The organism is Novosphingobium sp. KA1 (assembly GCF_017309955.1).
GTDB lineage: Bacteria > Pseudomonadota > Alphaproteobacteria > Sphingomonadales > Sphingomonadaceae > Novosphingobium.
In genome coordinates, this window is the sequence record NZ_CP021247.1 from 219,772 (window position 1) to 239,172 (window position 19,401).

14 protein-coding genes are annotated in these 19,401 nt (G+C 67.3%); 6 read left to right on the plus strand and 8 right to left on the minus strand.

Annotation, left to right across the window (positions count from 1 at the left end):
• Positions 1 to 17 precede the first annotated feature (17 nt).
• Both CA833_RS01200 and CA833_RS01205 read left to right on the plus strand, forming a co-directional pair.
• A complete protein-coding gene (locus CA833_RS01200) occupies positions 18 to 179 on the plus strand; it encodes a hypothetical protein (RefSeq protein WP_185928701.1) in 162 nt (53 codons plus the stop codon).
• Between the two features lie 331 nt (positions 180 to 510).
• On the plus strand, positions 511 to 2,679 hold the full coding sequence (locus CA833_RS01205) for a M3 family metallopeptidase (RefSeq protein ID WP_242526205.1): 2,169 nt from the start codon (positions 511 to 513) through the stop codon (positions 2,677 to 2,679).
• Positions 2,680 to 2,767: 88 nt separating this feature from the next.
• Here the strand turns inward: CA833_RS01205 and recN are convergent, their stop codons facing one another.
• Together recN and CA833_RS01215 are read right to left on the minus strand one after the other, a co-directional pair.
• A complete protein-coding gene (gene recN / locus CA833_RS01210) occupies positions 2,768 to 4,465 on the minus strand; it encodes a DNA repair protein RecN (RefSeq protein WP_207078964.1) in 1,698 nt (565 codons plus the stop codon).
• A gap of 122 nt (positions 4,466 to 4,587) precedes the next feature.
• The gene (locus CA833_RS01215) at positions 4,588 to 5,385 is read right to left on the minus strand and encodes an outer membrane protein assembly factor BamD (protein WP_142632683.1); all 798 of its coding nucleotides are present in this window, start codon (positions 5,383 to 5,385) and stop codon (positions 4,588 to 4,590) included.
• A 198-nt stretch (positions 5,386 to 5,583) separates the two neighbouring features.
• On the opposite strand from CA833_RS01215, the gene CA833_RS01220 reads away from it, so the two are divergent.
• The 3 genes from CA833_RS01220 (at position 5,584) to CA833_RS01230 (ending at position 8,801) form a co-directional block, all read left to right on the plus strand.
• On the plus strand, positions 5,584 to 7,365 hold the full coding sequence (locus CA833_RS01220; RefSeq protein WP_207078965.1) for a cation:proton antiporter: 1,782 nt from the start codon (positions 5,584 to 5,586) through the stop codon (positions 7,363 to 7,365).
• Positions 7,366 to 7,473: 108 nt separating this feature from the next.
• Positions 7,474 to 8,505: a hypothetical protein gene (locus tag CA833_RS01225; RefSeq protein WP_207078966.1), complete on the plus strand. Its 1,032-nt coding sequence runs from the start codon at positions 7,474 to 7,476 to the stop codon at positions 8,503 to 8,505.
• A gap of 47 nt (positions 8,506 to 8,552) precedes the next feature.
• Positions 8,553 to 8,801: a hypothetical protein gene (locus CA833_RS01230; protein ID WP_242526206.1), complete on the plus strand. Its 249-nt coding sequence runs from the start codon at positions 8,553 to 8,555 to the stop codon at positions 8,799 to 8,801.
• 603 nt (positions 8,802 to 9,404) lie between these two features.
• Here CA833_RS01230 and CA833_RS01235 read toward each other — a convergent pair.
• From CA833_RS01235 to alaS, 5 genes are all read right to left on the minus strand, one after another.
• The gene (locus CA833_RS01235) at positions 9,405 to 9,914 is read right to left on the minus strand and encodes a DNA-deoxyinosine glycosylase (protein WP_207078967.1); all 510 of its coding nucleotides are present in this window, start codon (positions 9,912 to 9,914) and stop codon (positions 9,405 to 9,407) included.
• Positions 9,915 to 9,961: 47 nt separating this feature from the next.
• A complete protein-coding gene (locus tag CA833_RS01240) occupies positions 9,962 to 11,791 on the minus strand; it encodes a DUF885 family protein (protein ID WP_242526207.1) in 1,830 nt (609 codons plus the stop codon).
• Positions 11,792 to 11,871: 80 nt separating this feature from the next.
• A complete protein-coding gene (locus CA833_RS01245; RefSeq protein WP_142632679.1) occupies positions 11,872 to 12,813 on the minus strand; it encodes a glutaminase in 942 nt (313 codons plus the stop codon).
• The gene (locus CA833_RS01250) at positions 12,810 to 13,223 is read right to left on the minus strand and encodes a hypothetical protein (protein ID WP_207078968.1); all 414 of its coding nucleotides are present in this window, start codon (positions 13,221 to 13,223) and stop codon (positions 12,810 to 12,812) included. Before CA833_RS01250 ends, CA833_RS01245 begins: the two co-directional genes overlap by 4 nt.
• Positions 13,224 to 13,378: 155 nt before the next feature.
• A complete protein-coding gene (gene alaS, locus CA833_RS01255) occupies positions 13,379 to 16,039 on the minus strand; it encodes an alanine--tRNA ligase (RefSeq protein ID WP_207078969.1) in 2,661 nt (886 codons plus the stop codon).
• 243 nt (positions 16,040 to 16,282) lie between these two features.
• On the opposite strand from alaS, the gene CA833_RS01260 reads away from it, so the two are divergent.
• Positions 16,283 to 18,097, plus strand: coding sequence for a DUF885 family protein (locus CA833_RS01260; protein ID WP_207078970.1), 1,815 nt, complete (start codon positions 16,283 to 16,285; stop codon positions 18,095 to 18,097).
• Between the two features lie 160 nt (positions 18,098 to 18,257).
• On the opposite strand, the gene recA is transcribed toward CA833_RS01260, so the two are convergent.
• Positions 18,258 to 19,334: a recombinase RecA gene (recA, locus tag CA833_RS01265; protein WP_142632675.1), complete on the minus strand. Its 1,077-nt coding sequence runs from the start codon at positions 19,332 to 19,334 to the stop codon at positions 18,258 to 18,260.
• Positions 19,335 to 19,401: the final 67 nt, after the last annotated feature.

Below are 19,401 nucleotides of genomic sequence, written 5' to 3' on the forward strand. Positions count from 1 at the left end.
AAAGAGGAGAGAATGCCATGAATATCGGTGCCGAGATTCCGTTTCGCCGCAGCCATTTTGCGCGGCGTACGGGCTCGCTCATTTTCGACCGCCAGCGCGAAGACCGCCTGCGCCAGAGCACCGAGGGTGAACAGGCCCCGATGCGGATCTGGTCGAACGGTCGCTTCCGGCCGAACTGACGGCGCACCCGCACAAGGCACCGACCTAGCCGAGATCCCCCGGCGGCGGCGCAAGTCCTGAATGAAGGCGCCTGGCTTCAGGGCCTTGATGACAGGAACGGGTGACCGTCGACGCGCCGGAGCGCAACAAGCTTGCGCTCCGGCGTTGCCATGCTTGGCATATGCAAAAGCCCGAATGGCATGTTGCGCAATCACGCGCACCCGCCCCGGCAAGCGCTTGCAAGCCCCGGTTTTCTGCGCTTCAACCCGTTCACCGACCAATCGCGGCACCCCGCACCCCCGGCGCGATCCCTCGCGCCCCGCCCGGTGCCGCCGTCAGGAGAACTGATCGATGAAGACCCGGCTTATGGCCGCCGCCGCCCCGCTCGTACTCGGCGCCGGCCTGCTTGGAGGCATGCCTATGACTGCCCTTGCCAAGGATGCTCCGGCCAAGGATGCTGCCGCCGCTGCCTACAGCGGCCCCTTCGCGCAGCCGAGCGCCCTGCCCTTCCACGCCCCGGACTTCGCCCAGTACAAGGACAGCGACTGGCAGCCCGCCATCGAGGCCGCGATTGCCCAGAAGCGCGCCGAGATCGCCGCGATCGCCGGTAGCAAGGCCAAGCCCAGCTTCCAGAACACCGTCGTTGCCATGGAACGCGCCGGCGGCATGTACGACCGCGTCTCCAACGTGTTCGGCCAGCTCACCTCGGCCAATACCAATGACACGCTGGACGCCGCCGAAACCGCGCTGAGCCCGCAGATTTCCGCGCTCAACGACGATATCTACCTCAACGACGCCCTGTTCGCCCGCGTCAAGGCGGTGCACGACAGCGCCGCCGGCAAGGCGCTGAAGGGCGAGGACGCGATGCTGCTGTCCACCACGTACGCGCGCTTCGTCAATCGCGGCGCGCTGCTGGCGCCTGCGCAGAAGGCGCAGCTCAAGGAGCTCAACCTCGAGATCGCGACGCTGGAGACCAAGTTCTCGCAGACGCTGACCAACGGCACCGCCGCCCATGCGGCGGTGTTTGACAATGCCGCCGAACTCAAGGGCATGAGCGCGGACGCCATCGCCGCGGCCGCCAAGCGTGCCACCGATCTGGGCAAGCCCGGCAAGTACGTGATCCCGCTGCTCAACTTCACCCAGCAGCCGGCGCTGACCGAGCTTCAGAACCGCGATGCGCGCAAGAAGCTGTTCGAGGCCAGCGTGACCCGCACCAGTTCGGGCGACCAGTTCGACACCACCGGCATCGTCAGCCAGCTGGCGGTGGCGCGCGCCAAGAAGGCCCGGCTGCTCGGCAAGCCCGACTTCGCCACGCTGCAGATGTACAGCAGCATGGTCACCTCGCCAAAGCAGGCGATGGACTTCATGAAGGGCTTTGTCCCCGCCCTGCGCGCCCGCCAGGACAGCGAGGCGGCGCTGCTCACCGCGGCCGCCAGGGCCGACGGCGTGACCGGCGATCTCCAGCCCTGGGACTGGAGCTACTACGCCGAGAAGGTGCGCAAGGCGAAGTACGACCTCGACGAAAGCGCCATCAAGCCGTACTTCGAAGTGTGGAACGTGCTGGAAAACGGCGTTTTCTACGCCGCCACGCAGACGTACGGCATCACCTTCAAGCGCCGCACCGACCTTTCGGGCTACCACCCCTCGATGCGTGTCTACGAAGTGTTCGACAAGGACGGCTCGTCGCTGGCGCTGTTCTACTATGACCCGTTCTCGCGCCCCAACAAGAAGGGCGGCGCCTGGATGAACAACTTCGTCGACCAGTCCTACCTCACCGGCAACAAGCCGGTCATCGTCAACACGCTGAACATCGACCCGCCTGCCGACGGCCAGCCGCCGCTCGCCAGCTGGGACAACGTGACGACGATGTTCCACGAATTCGGCCACGCCCTCCACGGCTTCTTCGCCAGCCAGAAGTACCCCTCGCTCTCGGGCACCAGCACCGCGCGCGACTTCGTGGAGTTCCCCAGCCAGTTCAACGAGAACTTCGCCACCGTGCCGCAAGTGCTGCAGCACTATGCCAGGCACTACCAGACCGGCGCACCGCTGCCGGACGGCCTGCTCGACAAGATCGAGGCGGCGGGCAAGTTCAACCAGAGCGTGGCGCTGGGCGAGACGCTGACTTCGGCGATGCTCGACATGTCGTGGCACACGCTGACGCCCGAGGAGGCCGCGCAGCCGCCGATGGCCTTCGAGGCCAAGGCGCTGGCCGAGACCGGCCTGCGCACCGACCTCATCCCGCCGCGCTACAAGACCCCGTACTTCCGCCATATCTGGGACAACGGTTATGCGGCGGGCTACTACGCCTACATCTGGACCGAAGTGCTGGCGCACGACGGCTGGGCCTGGGTGGTGAAGAACGGCGGCATGACCCGCGCCAATGGCGACCACATCCGCGCCAGCTTCCTTGGCCAGGGCCACTCGAAGGACTTCGCGGTGATGTACCGCGACTTCACCGGCCACGACCCGAGCGTCGAGCCGATGCTCGAAGCCCGCGGCCTGACCGCTGGCCAGAAGTAGGAACGAACAAACGGGCAGGCCGGAACCTGCCCGTTTTTTCATGCGGTTTTCCGAATCGTCAGGTGATCCCGCCTGATTGGGAAACGCCCTAGGCGCGTTCGAGCAGCCGGTTCGCCTGCGCGCGTGCTTCCTCGGTCACTTCCGCGCCCGAGAGCATGCGGGCGATCTCTTCCTGCCGCTCGGCATCGCTGAGCGGGGTCACCGACGTACGCGTCACCGTGCCTTGCGAGGACTTGGCGATCATGAAATGCCGGTCACCGCGCGCCGCGACTTGCGGGCTGTGGGTGACCGCCAGCAGCTGCCCGCCCTGCCCTTCGCCATCCCGTCCGGCCCCGCCGCCGTTCGCCAGGCGTGCCAGACGCTCGCCGATGGCATCGGCCACCGCGCCGCCGACACCGCGGTCGATCTCGTCGAAGATCACCGTGGCGGCGCCGCCTTCTTCGGCCAGCGCCACCTTGAGCGCGAGGATGAAGCGCGAAAGCTCGCCGCCCGAGGCGATCTTGGCGAGCGGGGCGAAGTCCGCCCCGGGGTTGGTGCTGATGAGGAATTCCACCGCGTCCATGCCGTGCGCGCCCCAGCGGTCCTCGCCCAGCTTGACCACCGAAGTCTGGAACCGCGCGGCATCGAGCTTGAGCGGAGCAAGTTCGGCGGCGACCGCCTTGTCGAGCCGCTTCGCCGCCGCTCGGCGCACGTCGTGCAGCGCCTCGGCGTGCTTGCGGTAGCCCAGCGCCGCCTTCTGCGCCGCCGCCTCGAGCCCGGCCAGATGCTCCTCGCCGCCCTCGATGGCGTCGAGCGCCTCGCGCATCTCGCGCATCCTGGCGGGCAATTCGTCCACCGCGCAGAGCTGCTTGCGGGCCGCGGCGCGCAGATCGAACAGCCGGGTCTCGATCCGGTCGAGTTCGTTGGGATCGAACGCCAGTGCCTCCGCCGCGCGTTCGAGCTTGTCCTCCGCCTCGCTCGCCTCGATCACCGCGCGGTCGAGCGCGGCAAGCGCATCGCCCAGCAGCGGGTGCTCGCCGGCGATCCGGTCGAGCCGCCGGGCGCCGGTGCGCAGCTTCGCCAGCGCCGAATCGGACCCGCTCCACAAGTGCTGGAGCGCGGTGAGATCGTCGGTGAGCTTCTCGCCCTTCTGCATGTCCGCACGGGCATGGGCGAGTTCCTCTTCCTCGCCCTCCTGCGGGGCCAGCGCGGTGAGTTCGGCAAGGTGGGCCAGCAGCAGGTCCTGGTCCTCGGCCGCCTTGGCCACTTGCGCGCGGGCGGCATCGAGCGCGCCCTGGGCGCTGCGCCAGGTCTTCCACGCCGTTTCCACGACCGCCGCGTCACCGCCGGCGAACCGGTCCAGCAGCGCGCGGTGGCCCCTGGGGTTCACGAGGCCGCGATCGTCGTGCTGGCCGTGGATCTCGACCAGCGCGGGGGCGATCTCGCGCAGCAGGGCAACGCTGACCGGCTGGTCGTTGAGGAAGGCGCGGCTGCCGCCGTCGGCCTTGAGCTGGCGCTTGAGGATCAGCGGTTCGCCCGGCTCGATCTCGAGGTCCGCCTCGTCGAGCAGGCCGCGCACCGCGGCAGGCAGCGCCGCGAACTCGAAACTGGCGGTGACGCTGGCGCGGTCCTCCCCGGCGCGGACGAGGCCGCTGTCGGCGCGGTTGCCGATGACAAGCCCCAGCGCGTCGAGCAGGATCGACTTGCCCGCCCCCGTTTCACCGGTGAGAACGCCGAGACCGCGCCCGAAATCAAGGTCGAGCGCTTCGATCAGCACGATGTTGCGAATGGCGAGCCGGGTCAGCATGTTCGCGTTGCGTTCTAGCGAAAAGATTTTCGCCCGTCACGCCCCTATCGCACATCCGCACACGAAAACACCGGCCACTCCCAGGAGCGACCGGTGTCCAACGGGTTCGCGGGAATCCCGCCTCAGGCGGCGAGGTTCCCCGGCGCGTGGCGGCGCATCAGGCGATAGGCGCGCTGGTACCACTTCGACTGCGGGTAGTTGTTTTCCAGCACCGCCGCGGCCTTCTGCGCCTCGTCCGGGATGCCGAGGGCGAGGTAACCCTCGACCAGACGGAACAGCGCCTCGGGCGTGTGGCTGGTGGTCTGGAAATTGTCGACGACATTGCGGAAGCGCAGCGTTGCCGCCAGCCACTTGCCGCTGTCCTCGTAGGAGCGGCCGATGGTCATTTCCTTGCCGGCAAGGTGATCGTTCACCAGGTCGATCTTGAGCTTGGCGTCCGAGGCATAAGGCGAATTCGGATAGCGGCGCATCACGTCGGTCAGCGCCTGCTTGGCCTGTTCGGTGGTCTTCTGGTCGCGCGTCACGTCGCTGATCTGCTCGTAGTACGAGATCGCCACGAGGTAGTAGGCGTAAGGCGCGTCCTTGTTGCCCGGGTGGATCGAGAGGAAGCGCTGCGCCGACTGGATCGCCTTGTTGTAATCGCGCGAGGCGTAATAGCTGAAGGCGCTCATCAGCTGGGCGCGGCGGGCCCAGGGCGAATAGGGATGCTGACGCTCGACTTCGTCGAACAGCGCGGCGGCGGCGCGGGTCTGGCCCTTGTTCAGGCGGTCCTGCGCGGCGGCGTAGAGCGTGTCGACGTCGCGCGCGACATAGGCAGTGTCCTTGTTCTTGCCCCCCCGCCCGGCACAGCCGGCAGTGAGAACGAGAGCCCCGGTAGCGGCGGCAAGGAGAGCGATCTTGAAGCGCGAGCGTTCGAACATGGGGCCGGTCTATAGACAGCGCTTTGCTGAACGCCAAGTGAAGTTACGCGCCTTTACACTTTGGCGTGAGCGACCGCCTGGAAATTCGCGACCAGCGGATTTCGCGGACCGAGCGGGCGGGGGAGCGGGCCGGCGGCCGGAAATATATCCGGCCAACCGCATTGTCTGCGCCTGCGGCCCTGCCATAGTGAATGGACAATGGCCGGTACCAACGCACTTTCCTCCCCCGTCATGTCCGACGCGCTCGTCATCCTGGGCGCGGCGGGCATCGTCATCCCCGTGTTCAACCGCTACCGCATCACCCCGGTGATCGGGTTCATCCTTGTCGGCCTGCTGGTCGGGCCGTTCGGGCTCGGCCGGCTGGTGTTCGATCATCCCTGGCTGTCCTGGGTGACGATCACCGATCCCGACGGGCTGGAGATCTTTGCCGAGTTCGGCATCATCCTGCTGCTGTTCTCGATCGGCCTCGAACTCTCGTTCGCAAGGCTCTGGGCGATGCGGCGATTCGTGTTCGGGCTGGGCTCGCTGGAACTGCTGCTGATCTGCGGTTCGCTGACTTTCGTCTTCGCCACGCTGGGCCAGAGCCTGACCGGCGCGATGGCGCTGGGCCTGGCGCTGGCGCTGTCCTCCACCGCGCTGGTGCTCAAGATCACCAATACGGGCACCCCGGTCGGCCGCGCGGCGCTGTCGATGCTGCTGTTCGAGGACATCGCCCTTGTCCCCATCGTCTTCCTGCTCGGCGCGCTGGCGCCCCATGCCAAGGGCGCGGGCATGGACGGCCTCATCCACACCCTGGTCTGGGGCACCGGGGTCGTCGCAGTGTTGCTGGTGGCGGGACGTTTCCTGCTGCCGCCGCTGTTCGCGCAGGCGGCGCGCACCAAGAGCCCGGAACTGTTCCTCAGCGCCAGCCTGCTGGTGGTCATCCTCGCCTCGCTGGCGACGGCGGCGACCGGCCTCTCGCCCATCGTCGGCGCGCTGGTCGCCGGGCTGCTGATCGCCGAGACCGAGTACCACACCGAGGTCGAGGAGATGACCGAGCCGTTCAAGGGCCTCGCCCTCGGCGTGTTCCTCATCACCGTGGGCATGCGGATCGACTTGTGGGTGGTGTGGGAGAACCTCGGCTCGATCCTGATCGCGACGGCGGGGGTGATCGTGCTGAAGGCGATCGTCACCAGCCTGCTGCTGCGCCTGATGGGCGCGCGGCGCGGCACGGCGGCGGAGACCGGCATCCTGATGTCGAGCCCTTCGGAAACCACGCTGATCGTGCTGAGCGCGGCAGGTGCGGCGCAGCTGATCCAGCCCGGCACCGCGATGTTCTGGCAGATCGTCACCGCGCTCGGCCTCACCGTCACCCCGGCGCTCGCCAAGATCGGCAAGATCATGGCGCGGCGCGTGGAAGGCGTGGAGGCCCCCCATCAGCCGGTCGAGGCGCCCGACAAGCCGCCGACGCTGATCGTCGGCTTCGGCCGCGTCGGCCATCTCGTCGCCGACATGCTGACCCGCCATGGCCGCCCTTATCTGGCGGTGGACAGCAATACCGACATCATCACCGAGGGCCGCCGCCGGGGCTATACCGTTGCCTTTGCCGATGCCGCGCGCGGCGATGCCATGCTCCGCCTCGGCGTCGCCAGCGCGGCGGCGGTGATCGTGACGATGGACGAGCCGGTCTCCGCCCAGCGCATCGTCCGCAAGCTGCGCGCCGATTTCCCGCACCTGCCGATCATCGCCCGCGCCCGCGATACCGACCATGCCGGCGTGCTCTACCGCGCCGGCGCCACCCATGCGGTGCCCGAGACGCTGGAAAGCTCGCTGCAACTGTCCGAGGCCGCCCTCGTCGAGATCGGCGTGGCGATGGGCCCGGTGATCGCCTCGATCCACGAAATGCGCGACGAATTCCGCGAGCAGATCATGGAACAGGGCGGCCTTTCGCAGAAACCGGCGCTGCGGTCGGGGCAACTGCGCGAGGCGGAGAAGGCCTGAAAGTCCGTTTGAAAATTCGCGAAACGCGAATTTAGCGGCTCCGGCCCTCTCCCCAAAATGCCCATTTGGGCATTTTTCAAACGGACGCTGAACTTTCAGGAGAAACCGATGCCAGCGACGAGGACCGCAGCCGCACACAAGCCCTTGCAGAACCTTGCGCAGAATCTTGCATGGCTGGCGTTTCCGCTCCTCGCCATAGCGCTGGCGAAACTGGCCGGGCACAGCGAAATTGCCTGGCGCCACCCCCGCATCGCCGCGCTGCTGTTCGTGTGGATCGCCGCCGATACGCTGGTGCTCTCGCTGATGGCGCGCAGCACGGATCATCACCCCTCGCGGCAAGCCGTGCTGGCGCGGCTGGCGGCAGCGGCGCTGGTGGTCCTGCTCGGCGCGCCGCCTGCGGTGCGCATGGGGCTTGGCGCGATGCCCGCGATCTGGGTGGCGCTGATCCTGACGGTCCTGCTCCACACCGGCTGGTCGCTGCTGCGCGCGGGGCAAGCATGGCGCGGCGGCGCTCCCGGCGAGCGCTGGCACCGCGCGGCAATGCAGATCGTGCCCGAGCCGCTATGGCGCCTGGCCATGGCCGAAGTGACCGTGCTGCGCCTGGCCCTGACCGGCTGGCGCGCAAAACCGGACGTACCTGCGGCCGCCCTGCCCTTTGCCTACCACCGCCATCTCGCGCCGATGATGGCCGTGCTGCTGGCCTTGCAGGCGATCGAGATCGGCGTGATGGACGTGGTGCTGCGGCTGTGGAGCCCGCGCGTGGCCAACCTGCTGCTGGAACTGGGCATCGTTGCGCTGCTCTATTTCGTCGGCCTGATCCGCTCGCTGCGCCTGCGCCCGATCCTGCTGACCGCGGACGGCCTGACGGTCCGCAGCGGCGTGCTGGCCGAGCAGCGCATCGCCTTTGCCGAGATCGCGCAGCTCGCGCCCGAAGTCACCGCCGCCGAAGTGAACGCGGCGACCACGCGCAACATGGCGCTGCTGGCCTGGCCCAACGTGATCGTCCGCCTCGCCCGCCCCGTCGCGCGAAAACCCCTGCTGCGGGAACGCCCGCCGATCCGCGCGCTCGCCTTCCGGGTCGACGATCCCGCCGCCTTCCATGCCGCGCTTGCCAAGCGCCTTTCCCAAGAAACCCGTTAACAAGCCCGGCCAATTGGTCCAGAGGCGCTCCTTTTTCGGAACATACGATGAGCGAAGACGAAAACCCCGCCGAAACTCCGGCAGAAGCCCCCGTCGAACCCGGCACGCTGGGGCGCACCCAGAAACGGCTGCTGCGCCGTATCTTCAACGGACGCACCACGCCGGTTGTGGTCGATGACCAGCCGTTCCTCACCTACAAGGAAGCGCTGCGCTACCTCGAAACGCTGCCTCAGGAGGCCACGGACGCGGCCTATGCGGTGATGAAGCCCTATGCCGACCGCAAGGCGGGGGACTGATCGGCCGGGACCGGGCACGTTGCCGTCATCCCGCCCATGCCGAGCTTGTCGAAACATGGGGAGGCGCTGCGCCACGCCCGCCGGGGGCTTTGACCGGCCCAGCCTGAGCGGGTGGCGATGTCGATTTTGGATGCGAAACGGACATGAGGTCGGGTACGTTGCCAAGATGCTATCCCTAGTCCGCTTTTCATCCGCCGCGCCGCTGGCGGCGTTTCTTCTGGCCGCAGGAACTGCCAATGCCCATGCGGAGTGTTACGACGTAAAGATTGTAGGAAGTATCGTCAGTCAACACAGGGGCGAAGTCCGTGAACGCAAGGGCTTCATAAATTTTACGTTTCCCTACGCCCTTGAAATCGAGGTCAAAAAGGTCCTTGAAGGAACGGTAAAATCTTCTCGGTTGGCTGTCAGGTCCATTCAACACATGGCGGAGCCGTCTGAGCCACGCACCTGGAGGCTTCGACGTAATTCTGCAGGTTCTTATAATCGGGTTGAGGACGCGGAGCGCCGATGTTCGTTGCAGGCTCCTCCAGCCAAGCCTCTCCCGTCTGGATACCGTTAACCGCAATGGTGGCGCAAAAAGCCGCCCCAAACACCACATTCGCCCTAAGCCAAATACCCCTCGATCTGCCGCCACGCCGCCAGCTTGGCCGCTTTCGACATACTGGCATGGGCCCCGCTGGATGACGGCAGGTCGAGCAGCGCCCAGCGGCTTTCGCTACCGGATAGCTGCCGCCGCCCGTCCCTGGCCGCCTTGCCGCCGTTGAAGCCGATCAGGCGCAGAGACGGCAGCGTTGCAGCAAAAGCGGCCAGATCGCGGTGCGTCGCCTCGCGAATGGCGGTGTCGAGACTGCCCTGCCGCCGCGCGCTTTCGATCACGTCCCACAGGCCGACATGACGGCGCAGCAGCAGGGCGAGCCGCTCGGCATAAGGCGTGGCGGCGAGGTCTTTTTCGCCCAGCACCTCGCCCAGCAGCCACCAGAAGGCATTGCCGCGATTGGCGTAATATTCACCCGCTGCCAGCGATTTCTCGCCGGGCAGGCTGCCCAGCAGCAGCACGCGGGTGTCCGCGTCGGTTACCGGCGCGAAGGCGGTCTTGAGCGGGGTATCGGCCATGGCCCTTCAACACAAAGGGCGGGTCGGGCCCCGCCCTCTCCTTTCCGTCACGCCGCCTTCTTCGCCGCGATCCAGCGGTCGACCGAGGCCGAGAGCACGTCGAGCGGCACCGGCCCCTGCGACAGCACCAGATCGTGGAAGGCGCGCAAGTCGAACTTGTCGCCCAGCGCCTTTTCCGCCTTGCCGCGCAGTTCGCGGATGCGGATCTCGCCGATCTTGTAGCCCAGCGCCTGACCCGGCCAGGAGATGTAACGGTTCACCTCGGCGTCGATATTGGCGTCGGTCAGCGCGGTGTTGGCCTTCATGAAGGCGACCGCGCGGGCCTTGTCCCAGCCCTTGGCGTGGATGCCGGTGTCCACGACCAGACGGCAGGCGCGCCACAACTCGTAGGACAGGCGGCCCATCATCTTCTCGTTGGTATCGTAGAGGCCCATCTCCTCGCCGAGATACTCGGAATAGAGGCCCCAGCCCTCGACAAAGGCGGTGAAACCGGCCGCGTACTTGCGGACCGGCGGCAGGTCCTGCTCCTGCTGGAGCGCGATCTGGTTGTGGTGCCCCGGCACCGCCTCATGCGCGGTGAGCGCGGGCAGTTCCCAGAGCGGGCGCTGGTCCAGCTTCGAGGTGTTGACATAGTAATTGCCCGCGATCCCCGCCTCGGGCGAGCCGGGGAAATAATAGGCGGTGGTCGTGCCCTCGGCGGTTTCGGCGGGGATCGGCTTGATGCCGTAAGGCAGGCGCGGCAGCTTGCCGAAATAGCGCGGCATCATGCCGTCGATGCGCTTGGCCTGCAGCGCGGCGACCGCCAGCAGGTCCTCGGGAGACTTGGCGAAGTACTGCGGGTCGGTCTGGATCTTGCGAATGAAATCGGCGCGGTTGGCATAGCCCGCCTTGGCCGCCACCGCGTCCATGCGCGCGGTGATGCGCTTCACTTCGTCGAGGCCGATCTGGTGGATCTGGTCGGGCGTGAGGTCGGTGGTGGTGTGGATGCGGGCCTGCAGCGCGTACCATTCCTTGCCCTGCGGAAGCGTGGAGGCGCTGTCGTTCTTGCGGCAGGCGGGCTGGTATTTCGCCTCGAACCACTTGCGCAGCCCCCGGTATTCGGGCGTCAGGGTGTCGCGGATGATGGTGACCGCACGGGCCTGCATCGCGCTCCACTCCGCCTCGCTGATCGAGGCCGGACGGGTGCGGGTGAAGGGCGCGTAGAAGCGGGTGTCCTCGGGCCTGCCCTCCACCGGGCCGGAGAGCGTCTGCGCGGTATTGCCCAGCACCGCGCACGGCAGCACATAGCCCTCCGCAATGGCGCGGTTGCTGATCTCCAGCGCCTGCCCGTTGTACCTGGGGAACTGGGCAAGACGGTCGAGATAGGACTGGTAGTCCGCCTTGTCGTTGAGCGGCAGCGAGTTCGCCAGATCGGCAAAACCCTGCGCCCAGTTCGAGTAGGTGGTGAACAGCATCATCCGCTCGCCGAAGCGGTTGCCGTCGATGTCGTCCTTGAGCATGCGCATCAGCACGCCCTTGTTGGTGCGGCCGCCTTCCGACAGCTGCGCATCGGGAATGGCGGCGAGCTGGTCGTAGAAGCGCTGCTCCTGCGCCGCGTTGCGGTCGGCGGCGGCAAGGCTCATGTCGGGCATCTTGCCGTCGGCGCCGTGGTCGCCCAGCGTCGAGGCAAGGAAGGGATTGATCGTCAGCGTCCACGTCCAGTGCGCGTCCAGCACCGCCTGAAGCTGCGTTTCCGCCGCGGAGGGCGCTGCGGCGACGGGCGCCTGGGCTTGTGCAGGCGCGGCCAGTGCGCTCGTGGCCAGACCGCTCGTGCAAAGCAGCAGCGCCAGCGCCAGCGAGCCGCGCACACGGCGCGCGGTAGACATGCGATCGATCATGGTAGTCCCCCGGGGATCTCAAAAGATGGCGCGGAACCTGCAATCTCGCCAAAGGCTTGGCAAGGGCGGCGCCCGGCTTTTTACAGACCTTCCGAAACGCGCGGCTCGAACACCGACCAGCCGGTGCGCTGCACCAGCCGCTCCAGCGCGAGCTGGCCAAGCTGCGAATTGCCGCTGGCGTTGAGCCCGGGCGACCAGACCGCGATGCTGGCGATCCCCGGCGCCACCGCGAGGATGCCGCCGCCCACCCCCGACTTGCCCGGCAGGCCGATGCGGTAGGCGAAGTCGCCCGAATTGTCGTAGTGGCCGCAGGACATCATCAGCGCATTGATGCGCCGCGCGCGCTTCTCGGTGATGACGCGGTGACCGTCGGACACCCCGCCGCCCATCAGGAAGCGCCCCGCCATCGCCAGCTGGCGGCACGACATGGCGAGCGCGCAGAAGTGGAAATAGGTGCCCAGCACCAGGTCGACCTCACCCTCGATATTGCCGAAGGCGCGCATGTAGTTGGCCAGCGCCTTGTTGCGGAAGCCGCTGTCCTGCTCGGCGCGGGCCACGGTCTCGTCGATGGCGATGGTATCGTCGCCCGCCAGTTCGCGCACGAAACGCAGCATCTGCCCGATCGCCTCGCGCGGCTGGAGCCGCCCGAGCAGCACGTCGCACACGACGATGGCGCCCGCGTTGATGAAGGGGTTGCGCGGGATGCCGTGCTCGGTCTCGAGCTGGACGATGGAGTTGAACGCACTGCCCGAAGGCTCGCGCCCGACCCGCTGCCAGAGCTGGTCGCCCACCGCGCCGAGCGCCAGCGTCAGCGCAAAGACTTTCGAGATCGACTGGATCGAGAACGGCTCCTCGGCATCCCCAGCCGTGTGCACGGTGCCGTCGGCCATGACCACCGCGATCCCGAACCTGGTGTCGGGCACCAAGGCCAGCGGCGGGATATAGTTCGCCACCTTGCCGCGATTGTCGGCAAAACGCAGTTCCTCGGCGATCCCGGCGATCAGGGTGGGGATCGGGGTCATGGGGTACCGGGTTCGCCGCCGCGATGCGCCACGGCAAGGCCGTAAGGATGCTTCAGGGGGCGCAGCCGGAATGCGTCATCCCAGGACGATGCCTCCGCCTGCCCCGGCGATGACAGCCGTGCCCGAAACGCGTTCCCGGCCGGTAGCAGTTCAACCTCGGTAATGAGATCATCGCCGCCGCCCGAGCCTTCATAATGCTCGACAAACCGGAGCCGATACCGCCCATCCACAAGCCTGACCGGCACGATGTGCGACACGTTGCACCAGCCCTCGCACAGCACGACTTCGGCCATCAGCCTTTCGTCACTGCGAAACAGCCGAAGCTCCAACCCACCAAGATCGCCGGTCTCGCGCGATTCATGGACCGAACTGAAGATGCCTTCCGGAAACGCGGTCGCCTGCGCCGCCACACAGGGCGGCGCGGAGCAGAAGAAGGTAACGCAAAAAACAAGGCCAAAGACAGGGCGAAAGCCGGGGCGAAAGCCGGGGCGAAAGCCGGGGCGAAAGCCGGGGCGGGCCGCGCCGGGCCGATTTCGCCCCGGCCCACGCCTCGGCATATGCAAGCTCACCCCGCCAGCGCCGCCTTGACCGCGGCGATGGCCTCGGCAGCCTTGTCGCCGTCGGGGCCGCCGCCCTGCGCCATGTCGGCGCGGCCGCCGCCGCCCTTGCCGCCGAGCGCTTCGACGCCCTTGCGCACGAGCTCGACCGCGCTGATCGTGCCGGTGAGGTCATCGGTGACGGCAGCGGCGATCGCCGCCTTGCCCTCATTGACCGCGACGATCGCGGCCACGCCCGAGCCGATGCGCTGCTTGGCCTGATCGAGCAGGCCGCGCAGGTCCTTGGGGTCGAGCCCTTCGAGCACCTGCCCGGAGAAGGTCACGCCGTTGATCGTCTCGTCGGCGTTTTCCGCCCTGGCCGAGCCGCCGCCCAGCGCCAGCGCCTTCTTCGCCTCGGCGAGTTCACGCTCCAGCTTCTTGCGCTCGTCCATCAGCGCGGTGACGCGGGCCTCGACTTCTTCCGGCGTCGTGCGCAGCACGCTGGCGGTGCTCTTGAGCGCGTCCTCGCGGGCGACCAGCCACTGGCGCGCGCCTTCGCCGGTCAGCGCCTCGATGCGGCGCACGCCCGAGGACACCGCGCTTTCCGAAACGATGCGGAAAATGCCGATGTCGCCGGTGGCGCGCACGTGGGTGCCGCCGCAAAGCTCGACCGAATAGGTATGCTCGCCCGAGGCGTCCTTCGAGGTGGTGCCCATCGACAGCACGCGCACTTCATCGCCGTACTTCTCGCCGAACAGCGCCATGGCGCCGGCCTCGATGGCGTCTTCCGGCGTCATCAGGCGGGTGAGCACGGGGTCGTTGGCGCGGATCTCGGCGTTCACTTCCGCCTCGATCGCGGCAATGTCCTCGGCCGAGAGCGCGGTCGGGTGCGAGAAGTCGAAGCGCAGCCGCTCGGCCGCGACCAGCGAGCCCTTCTGGGTGACGTGGCCGCCCAGACGGCCGCGCAGCGCCGCATGCAGCAGGTGCGTGGCCGAGTGGTTGGCGCGCACGGCATCGCGGCGCGCCACGTCGACGGTGAGGTTGACGGCATCGCCGACCTTGATCGTGCCTGCCTCGACCGTGCCGGTCATCGCGTGCAGGCGGCCCAGCGGCTTGGCCGTATCGGCAACCGCGATCTTCAGGCCCGCATTGGTGGTGATCGTGCCGGCATCGCCGACCTGACCGCCCGATTCGCCGTAGAACGGCGTCTGGTTGGTCAGCACGGTCACTTGGTCACCGGCAGCGGCGGAGGTGACTTCCTTGCCGTCCTTCACCAGCGCCACCACCTGGCCTTCGCCAAGGGTAGAGGTATAGCCGGTGAACTCGCTCGCGCCTTCGCGCTCGGCAATGTCGAACCAGACTTCGCTGTCGGCGGCCTGACCCGAGCCCTTCCATGCGGCGCGCGCGGCAGCCTTCTGCTGCGCCATCGCCGCGTCGAAGCCGGCGCGGTCCACCGCGATGCCGCGCGAACGCAGCGCGTCTTCGGTGAGGTCGTAAGGGAAGCCGTAGGTATCGTAGAGCTTGAACGCGGTCTCGCCCGGCAGCTCGCCGCCCTCGCCCATGGTGCCGGTGGCTTCGTCGAGCAGCTTGAGGCCGTTGGCCAGCGTGCGGCGGAACTGCACTTCCTCGCGCTCCAGCGTTTCCTGGATCAGCGGCTGGGCGCGGCCGAGTTCCGGATAGGCCTGGCCCATCTCGGCCACCAGCGCGGGCACCAGACGGTGCATCAGCGGCTCCTTGGCGCCCAGCAGGTGCGCATGGCGCATGGCGCGGCGCATGATGCGGCGCAGCACGTAGCCGCGGCCCTCGTTCGAGGGCAGCACGCCGTCGGCCAGCAGGAACGAGGTCGAGCGCAAGTGATCGGCGATGACGCGGTGGCTGGCGCGGCTGTCGCCCTCGGCGGCAACCCCGGTCAGGCTTTCCGACGCGGCGATCAGCGCCTTGAAGGTGTCGATGTCGTAGTTGTCATGCACGCCCTGCATGACCGCCGAGATGCGCTCCAGCCCCATGCCGGTATCGATCGAGGGCTTGGGCAGGTTGCCGACGATCTCGCCGGCCGACTGCTCGAACTGCATGAACACGAGGTTCCAGATCTCGATGAAGCGGTCGCCGTCCTCTTCCGGCGATCCCGGAGGGCCGCCCCAGATGTGGTCGCCGTGGTCGAAGAAGATCTCCGAGCACGGGCCGCACGGGCCCTCGTCGCCCATCGCCCAGAAGTTGTCCTTGGTGGGGATGCGGATGATCTTGGATTCCGGCAGGCCGGCGATCTTCTTCCACAGGTCGAAGGCTTCATCGTCGGTGTGATAGACGGTGACCAGCAGCTTCTCGACCGGGAGGCCCCATTCCCTGGTCAGCAGGGTCCAGGCGTGGGTGATCGCCTGTTCCTTGAAATAGTCGCCGAACGAGAAGTTGCCCAGCATCTCGAAGAAGGTGTGGTGGCGCGCGGTGTAGCCGACGTTGTCGAGATCGTTGTGCTTGCCGCCGGCGCGGACGCACTTCTGCGAGGAGGTGGCGCGCGGCGTGGCACGGGTTTCAAGGCCCGTGAACACGTTCTTGAACGGCACCATGCCCGCGTTCACGAACATCAGCGTCGGGTCGTTGTACGGCACGAGCGGCGCTGACGGAACGGCCTCATGGCCGTTCTGGGCGAAGTAGTCGAGGAAGGACCGGCGGATCTCGTTGGTCGTGTGCATGAGGCGCCGATAATGCAGGCGCGCAGGCTCGGCAAGCGGGATACCGCAGTCAGACTGTTCGGGAATTGCGATATCCCGCCCGCCGTGGCGGGAACGCCACCCTGCGCGCGGCCTTGCGCGCCGCCCGGAAAGCGGCGCAAAATCGTATACCCTCAGGATTGCCTTTGCTCCCGGCCCCGTCCTAGGGTGCGCGCGACAAGGGTCGCACCACCGTCAAGACACGCCTCAACAAGGGGAAATTTCATGGATCGCCGCTCATTCCTGGGGCAGGCCAGCGTGGCCGCACTGGCCGCCGGGCTTCCGTCCGCCGCCTTTGCCGCCGCTTCGGCCAAACCCGCAGACCAGAAACTGCGCACGCTGCTCTACACGATCTTCAATGACCGCCTGACGCAAAGCCCCGAAGGCGCGACCCGCCTCGGCCTCGACACCGGCAAGAACGCGGCTCTGAAATCGCAGCTTTCCGGCCGCAGTGCCGCCGATAGCGCGAAGGACCTTGCCCGTTCGCGGCAGGAACTGGCCTCGATCAAGGCGATCGGCCGCACGGGTCTCGGCGAGGATGCCGCGCTCGACTACGATGTCGTCACCTACCAGCTCGAACGCTCGATCGCCGGGCAGGAGACCTTCACCTACGGCTCCAGCGGCGGCCGCTTCGCACCGTACCTGATCAGCCAGCTCTCCGGCGCCTATCAGGACGTGCCGGACTTCCTCGACACCCAGCACCGGGTGAAGGACGCCGCCGACGCCGATGCCTATGTGGCGCGCCTCGGCGCTTTCGCCACGGTTCTGGATCAGGAAACCGAGCGCCAGGGCGCCGATGCCGCGCGCGGTGTCTTCGCGCCGGACTATATTCTCGACACGACGCTCAAGCAGTTCGCCGCGCTGCGCGACAAGCCGGCTGCGGAAACCGGCCTTGTCACCGGCTTTGCCGCCAAGCTGGCCAAGGCGGGCCTGCCTGCGGACCGCGCGGCCGATGCGGCGAAAGTCGTGGCAGAGAAGGTGTTCCCGGCGCTCGACCGCCAGCGCGCGCTCGTCACCCAGCTGCGCGCCAAGGCCACGCATGAGGCCGGTGTGTGGCGCCTGCCCGATGGCGATGCCTATTATGCCTCGGCCGCCGAAGCGGCAACGACGGTGCGCCTCAGCGGGGACGAGATCCACCAGATGGGTCTCGATCAGGTGGCTGAGATCAGCGGCCGGATCGACGGTATCCTCAAGGCGCAGGGCATGAGCCAGGGCACCGTCGGCGAGCGGCTTGTGGCGCTCAACCAGCGGCCGGACCAGCTTTTCCCCAATACCGACGAGGGCCGCGCCGCCCTGCTGGCCGAACTCAACGCGCAGATCCTCAAGATGCAGCCCCGCCTGCCCGAGCAGTTCGCAGTCCTGCCCAAGGCCCCGGTGGAAGTGCGCCGCGTGCCGCCCGCCATTCAGGCCGGCGCCCCGGGCGGCTATTACCAGAACGCCTCGCTCGATGGTTCACGCCCGGCGATCTACTACATCAACTTGCGCGATACCTTCGACCGGCCGAAGTTCGGCCTCGCCACGCTGACGCACCACGAGGCGGTGCCGGGCCATCACCTGCAGGTCATGCTCGCGCTCGAATCGCAGGACATCCCGATGATCCGCCGCCGCGGCGGCTTCAGCGGCTACAGCGAAGGCTGGGCGCTCTATTCGGAACAGCTGGCCGACGAGATGGGCATGTTCGACGGCGATCCGCTGGGCCAGGTCGGCTACCTGCAATCGCTGCTGTTCCGCGCGACGCGCCTCGTCGTCGATTCCGGCATGCATGCCAAGCGCTGGAGCCGCGAGAAGGCGACCGACTTCCTGATCGCCACCACCGGCATCGCCCGCGGCCGCAGCCAGGGCGAGATCGACCGCTACACCGTCTGGCCGGGTCAGGCCTGCAGCTACAAGATCGGCCATACGATGTGGGTGAAGCTGCGCGACGAGGCCCGCGCCAAGGCGGGCGACAAGTGGGACCCCAGGGCGTTCCACTCGGTGCTGCTGAAGGGCGCCCTGCCCCTTGCGGTGCTCGAGAAGCTGGTGCGTTCGCGTTACGCCTGAGGGCTGGCCCCGCTTTCTTCGGCGATGTCGCGAGAAGGAAGCGGGGCCCCCGCCTTCGCGAGGGCGACGGTGATTTTTACGTTCAACTCCAATTTTTAAACGAAAATGCCCCGGCCCTTGCGGGACCGGGGCATTTTCATGCCTGAGAAGACCGCCGGGCTTATTCGGCGTCGTCTTCCGCCGAGGGACCGACCATCATTTCCTCGGCAAGGCCTTCGGTGCGGGCGCGGATCGCCTTTTCGAGGCGGTCGCACACTTCGGGGTTCTGCTTGAGGTAGGTCTTCGCGTTCTCGCGGCCCTGGCCGATGCGGATCGAATCGTAGCTGAACCACGCGCCGGACTTCTCGACGATGCCGGCCTTGACGCCGAGGTCGAGAATCTCGCCGATCTTCGAGACGCCTTCGCCGTACATGATGTCGAATTCGACCTGCTTGAACGGCGGGGCGACCTTGTTCTTGACGATCTTCACGCGGGTGGCGTTGCCGACCACCTCGTCGCGGTCCTTGATCGCGCCGGTGCGGCGGATGTCGAGGCGGACCGAGGCGTAGAACTTGAGCGCATTGCCGCCCGTGGTCGTCTCCGGGTTGCCGTACATCACGCCGATCTTCATGCGCAGCTGGTTGATGAAGATCACCAGGCAGCGCGAGCGGCTGATCGAGCCGGTCAGCTTGCGCAGCGACTGGCTCATCAGGCGGGCCTGGAGGCCGACGTGGCTATCGCCCATCTCGCCTTCGATTTCGGCGCGGGGAACCAGCGCGGCGACCGAGTCCACCACCAGCACGTCGATCGCGTTCGAACGGACCAGCGTATCGGTGATTTCCAGCGCCTGCTCGCCGGTATCGGGCTGCGAGACGATCAGTTCGTCGATATTGACGCCCAGCTTCTTGGCATAGACCGGATCGAGCGCGTGTTCGGCGTCGATGAAGGCGGCGGTGCCGCCCATCTTCTGCGCTTCGGCGATGCAGTGCAGCGCCAGCGTGGTCTTGCCCGAGCTTTCCGGGCCATAGATCTCGATCACGCGGCCACGCGGCAGGCCGCCGACGCCAAGCGCGATGTCGAGGCCGAGCGAACCGGTGGAGATCGCCTCGACCTGCATCGCTTCCTTGGAGCCCAGCTTCATCGCCGAACCCTTGCCGAATGCCTTGTCGATCTGCGCGAGGGCGGCTTCGAGCGCCTTCTGACGGTCCATCGCTTCCTTTTCCTTGCCTTCCTGGATCAGCTTGAGCTGAGCAGCCATTTCACTTCCCCTTTGCTACCGGCATCACCGGAAAGGTCAACGTCACGCGAGGGGATGTATCGCTTTT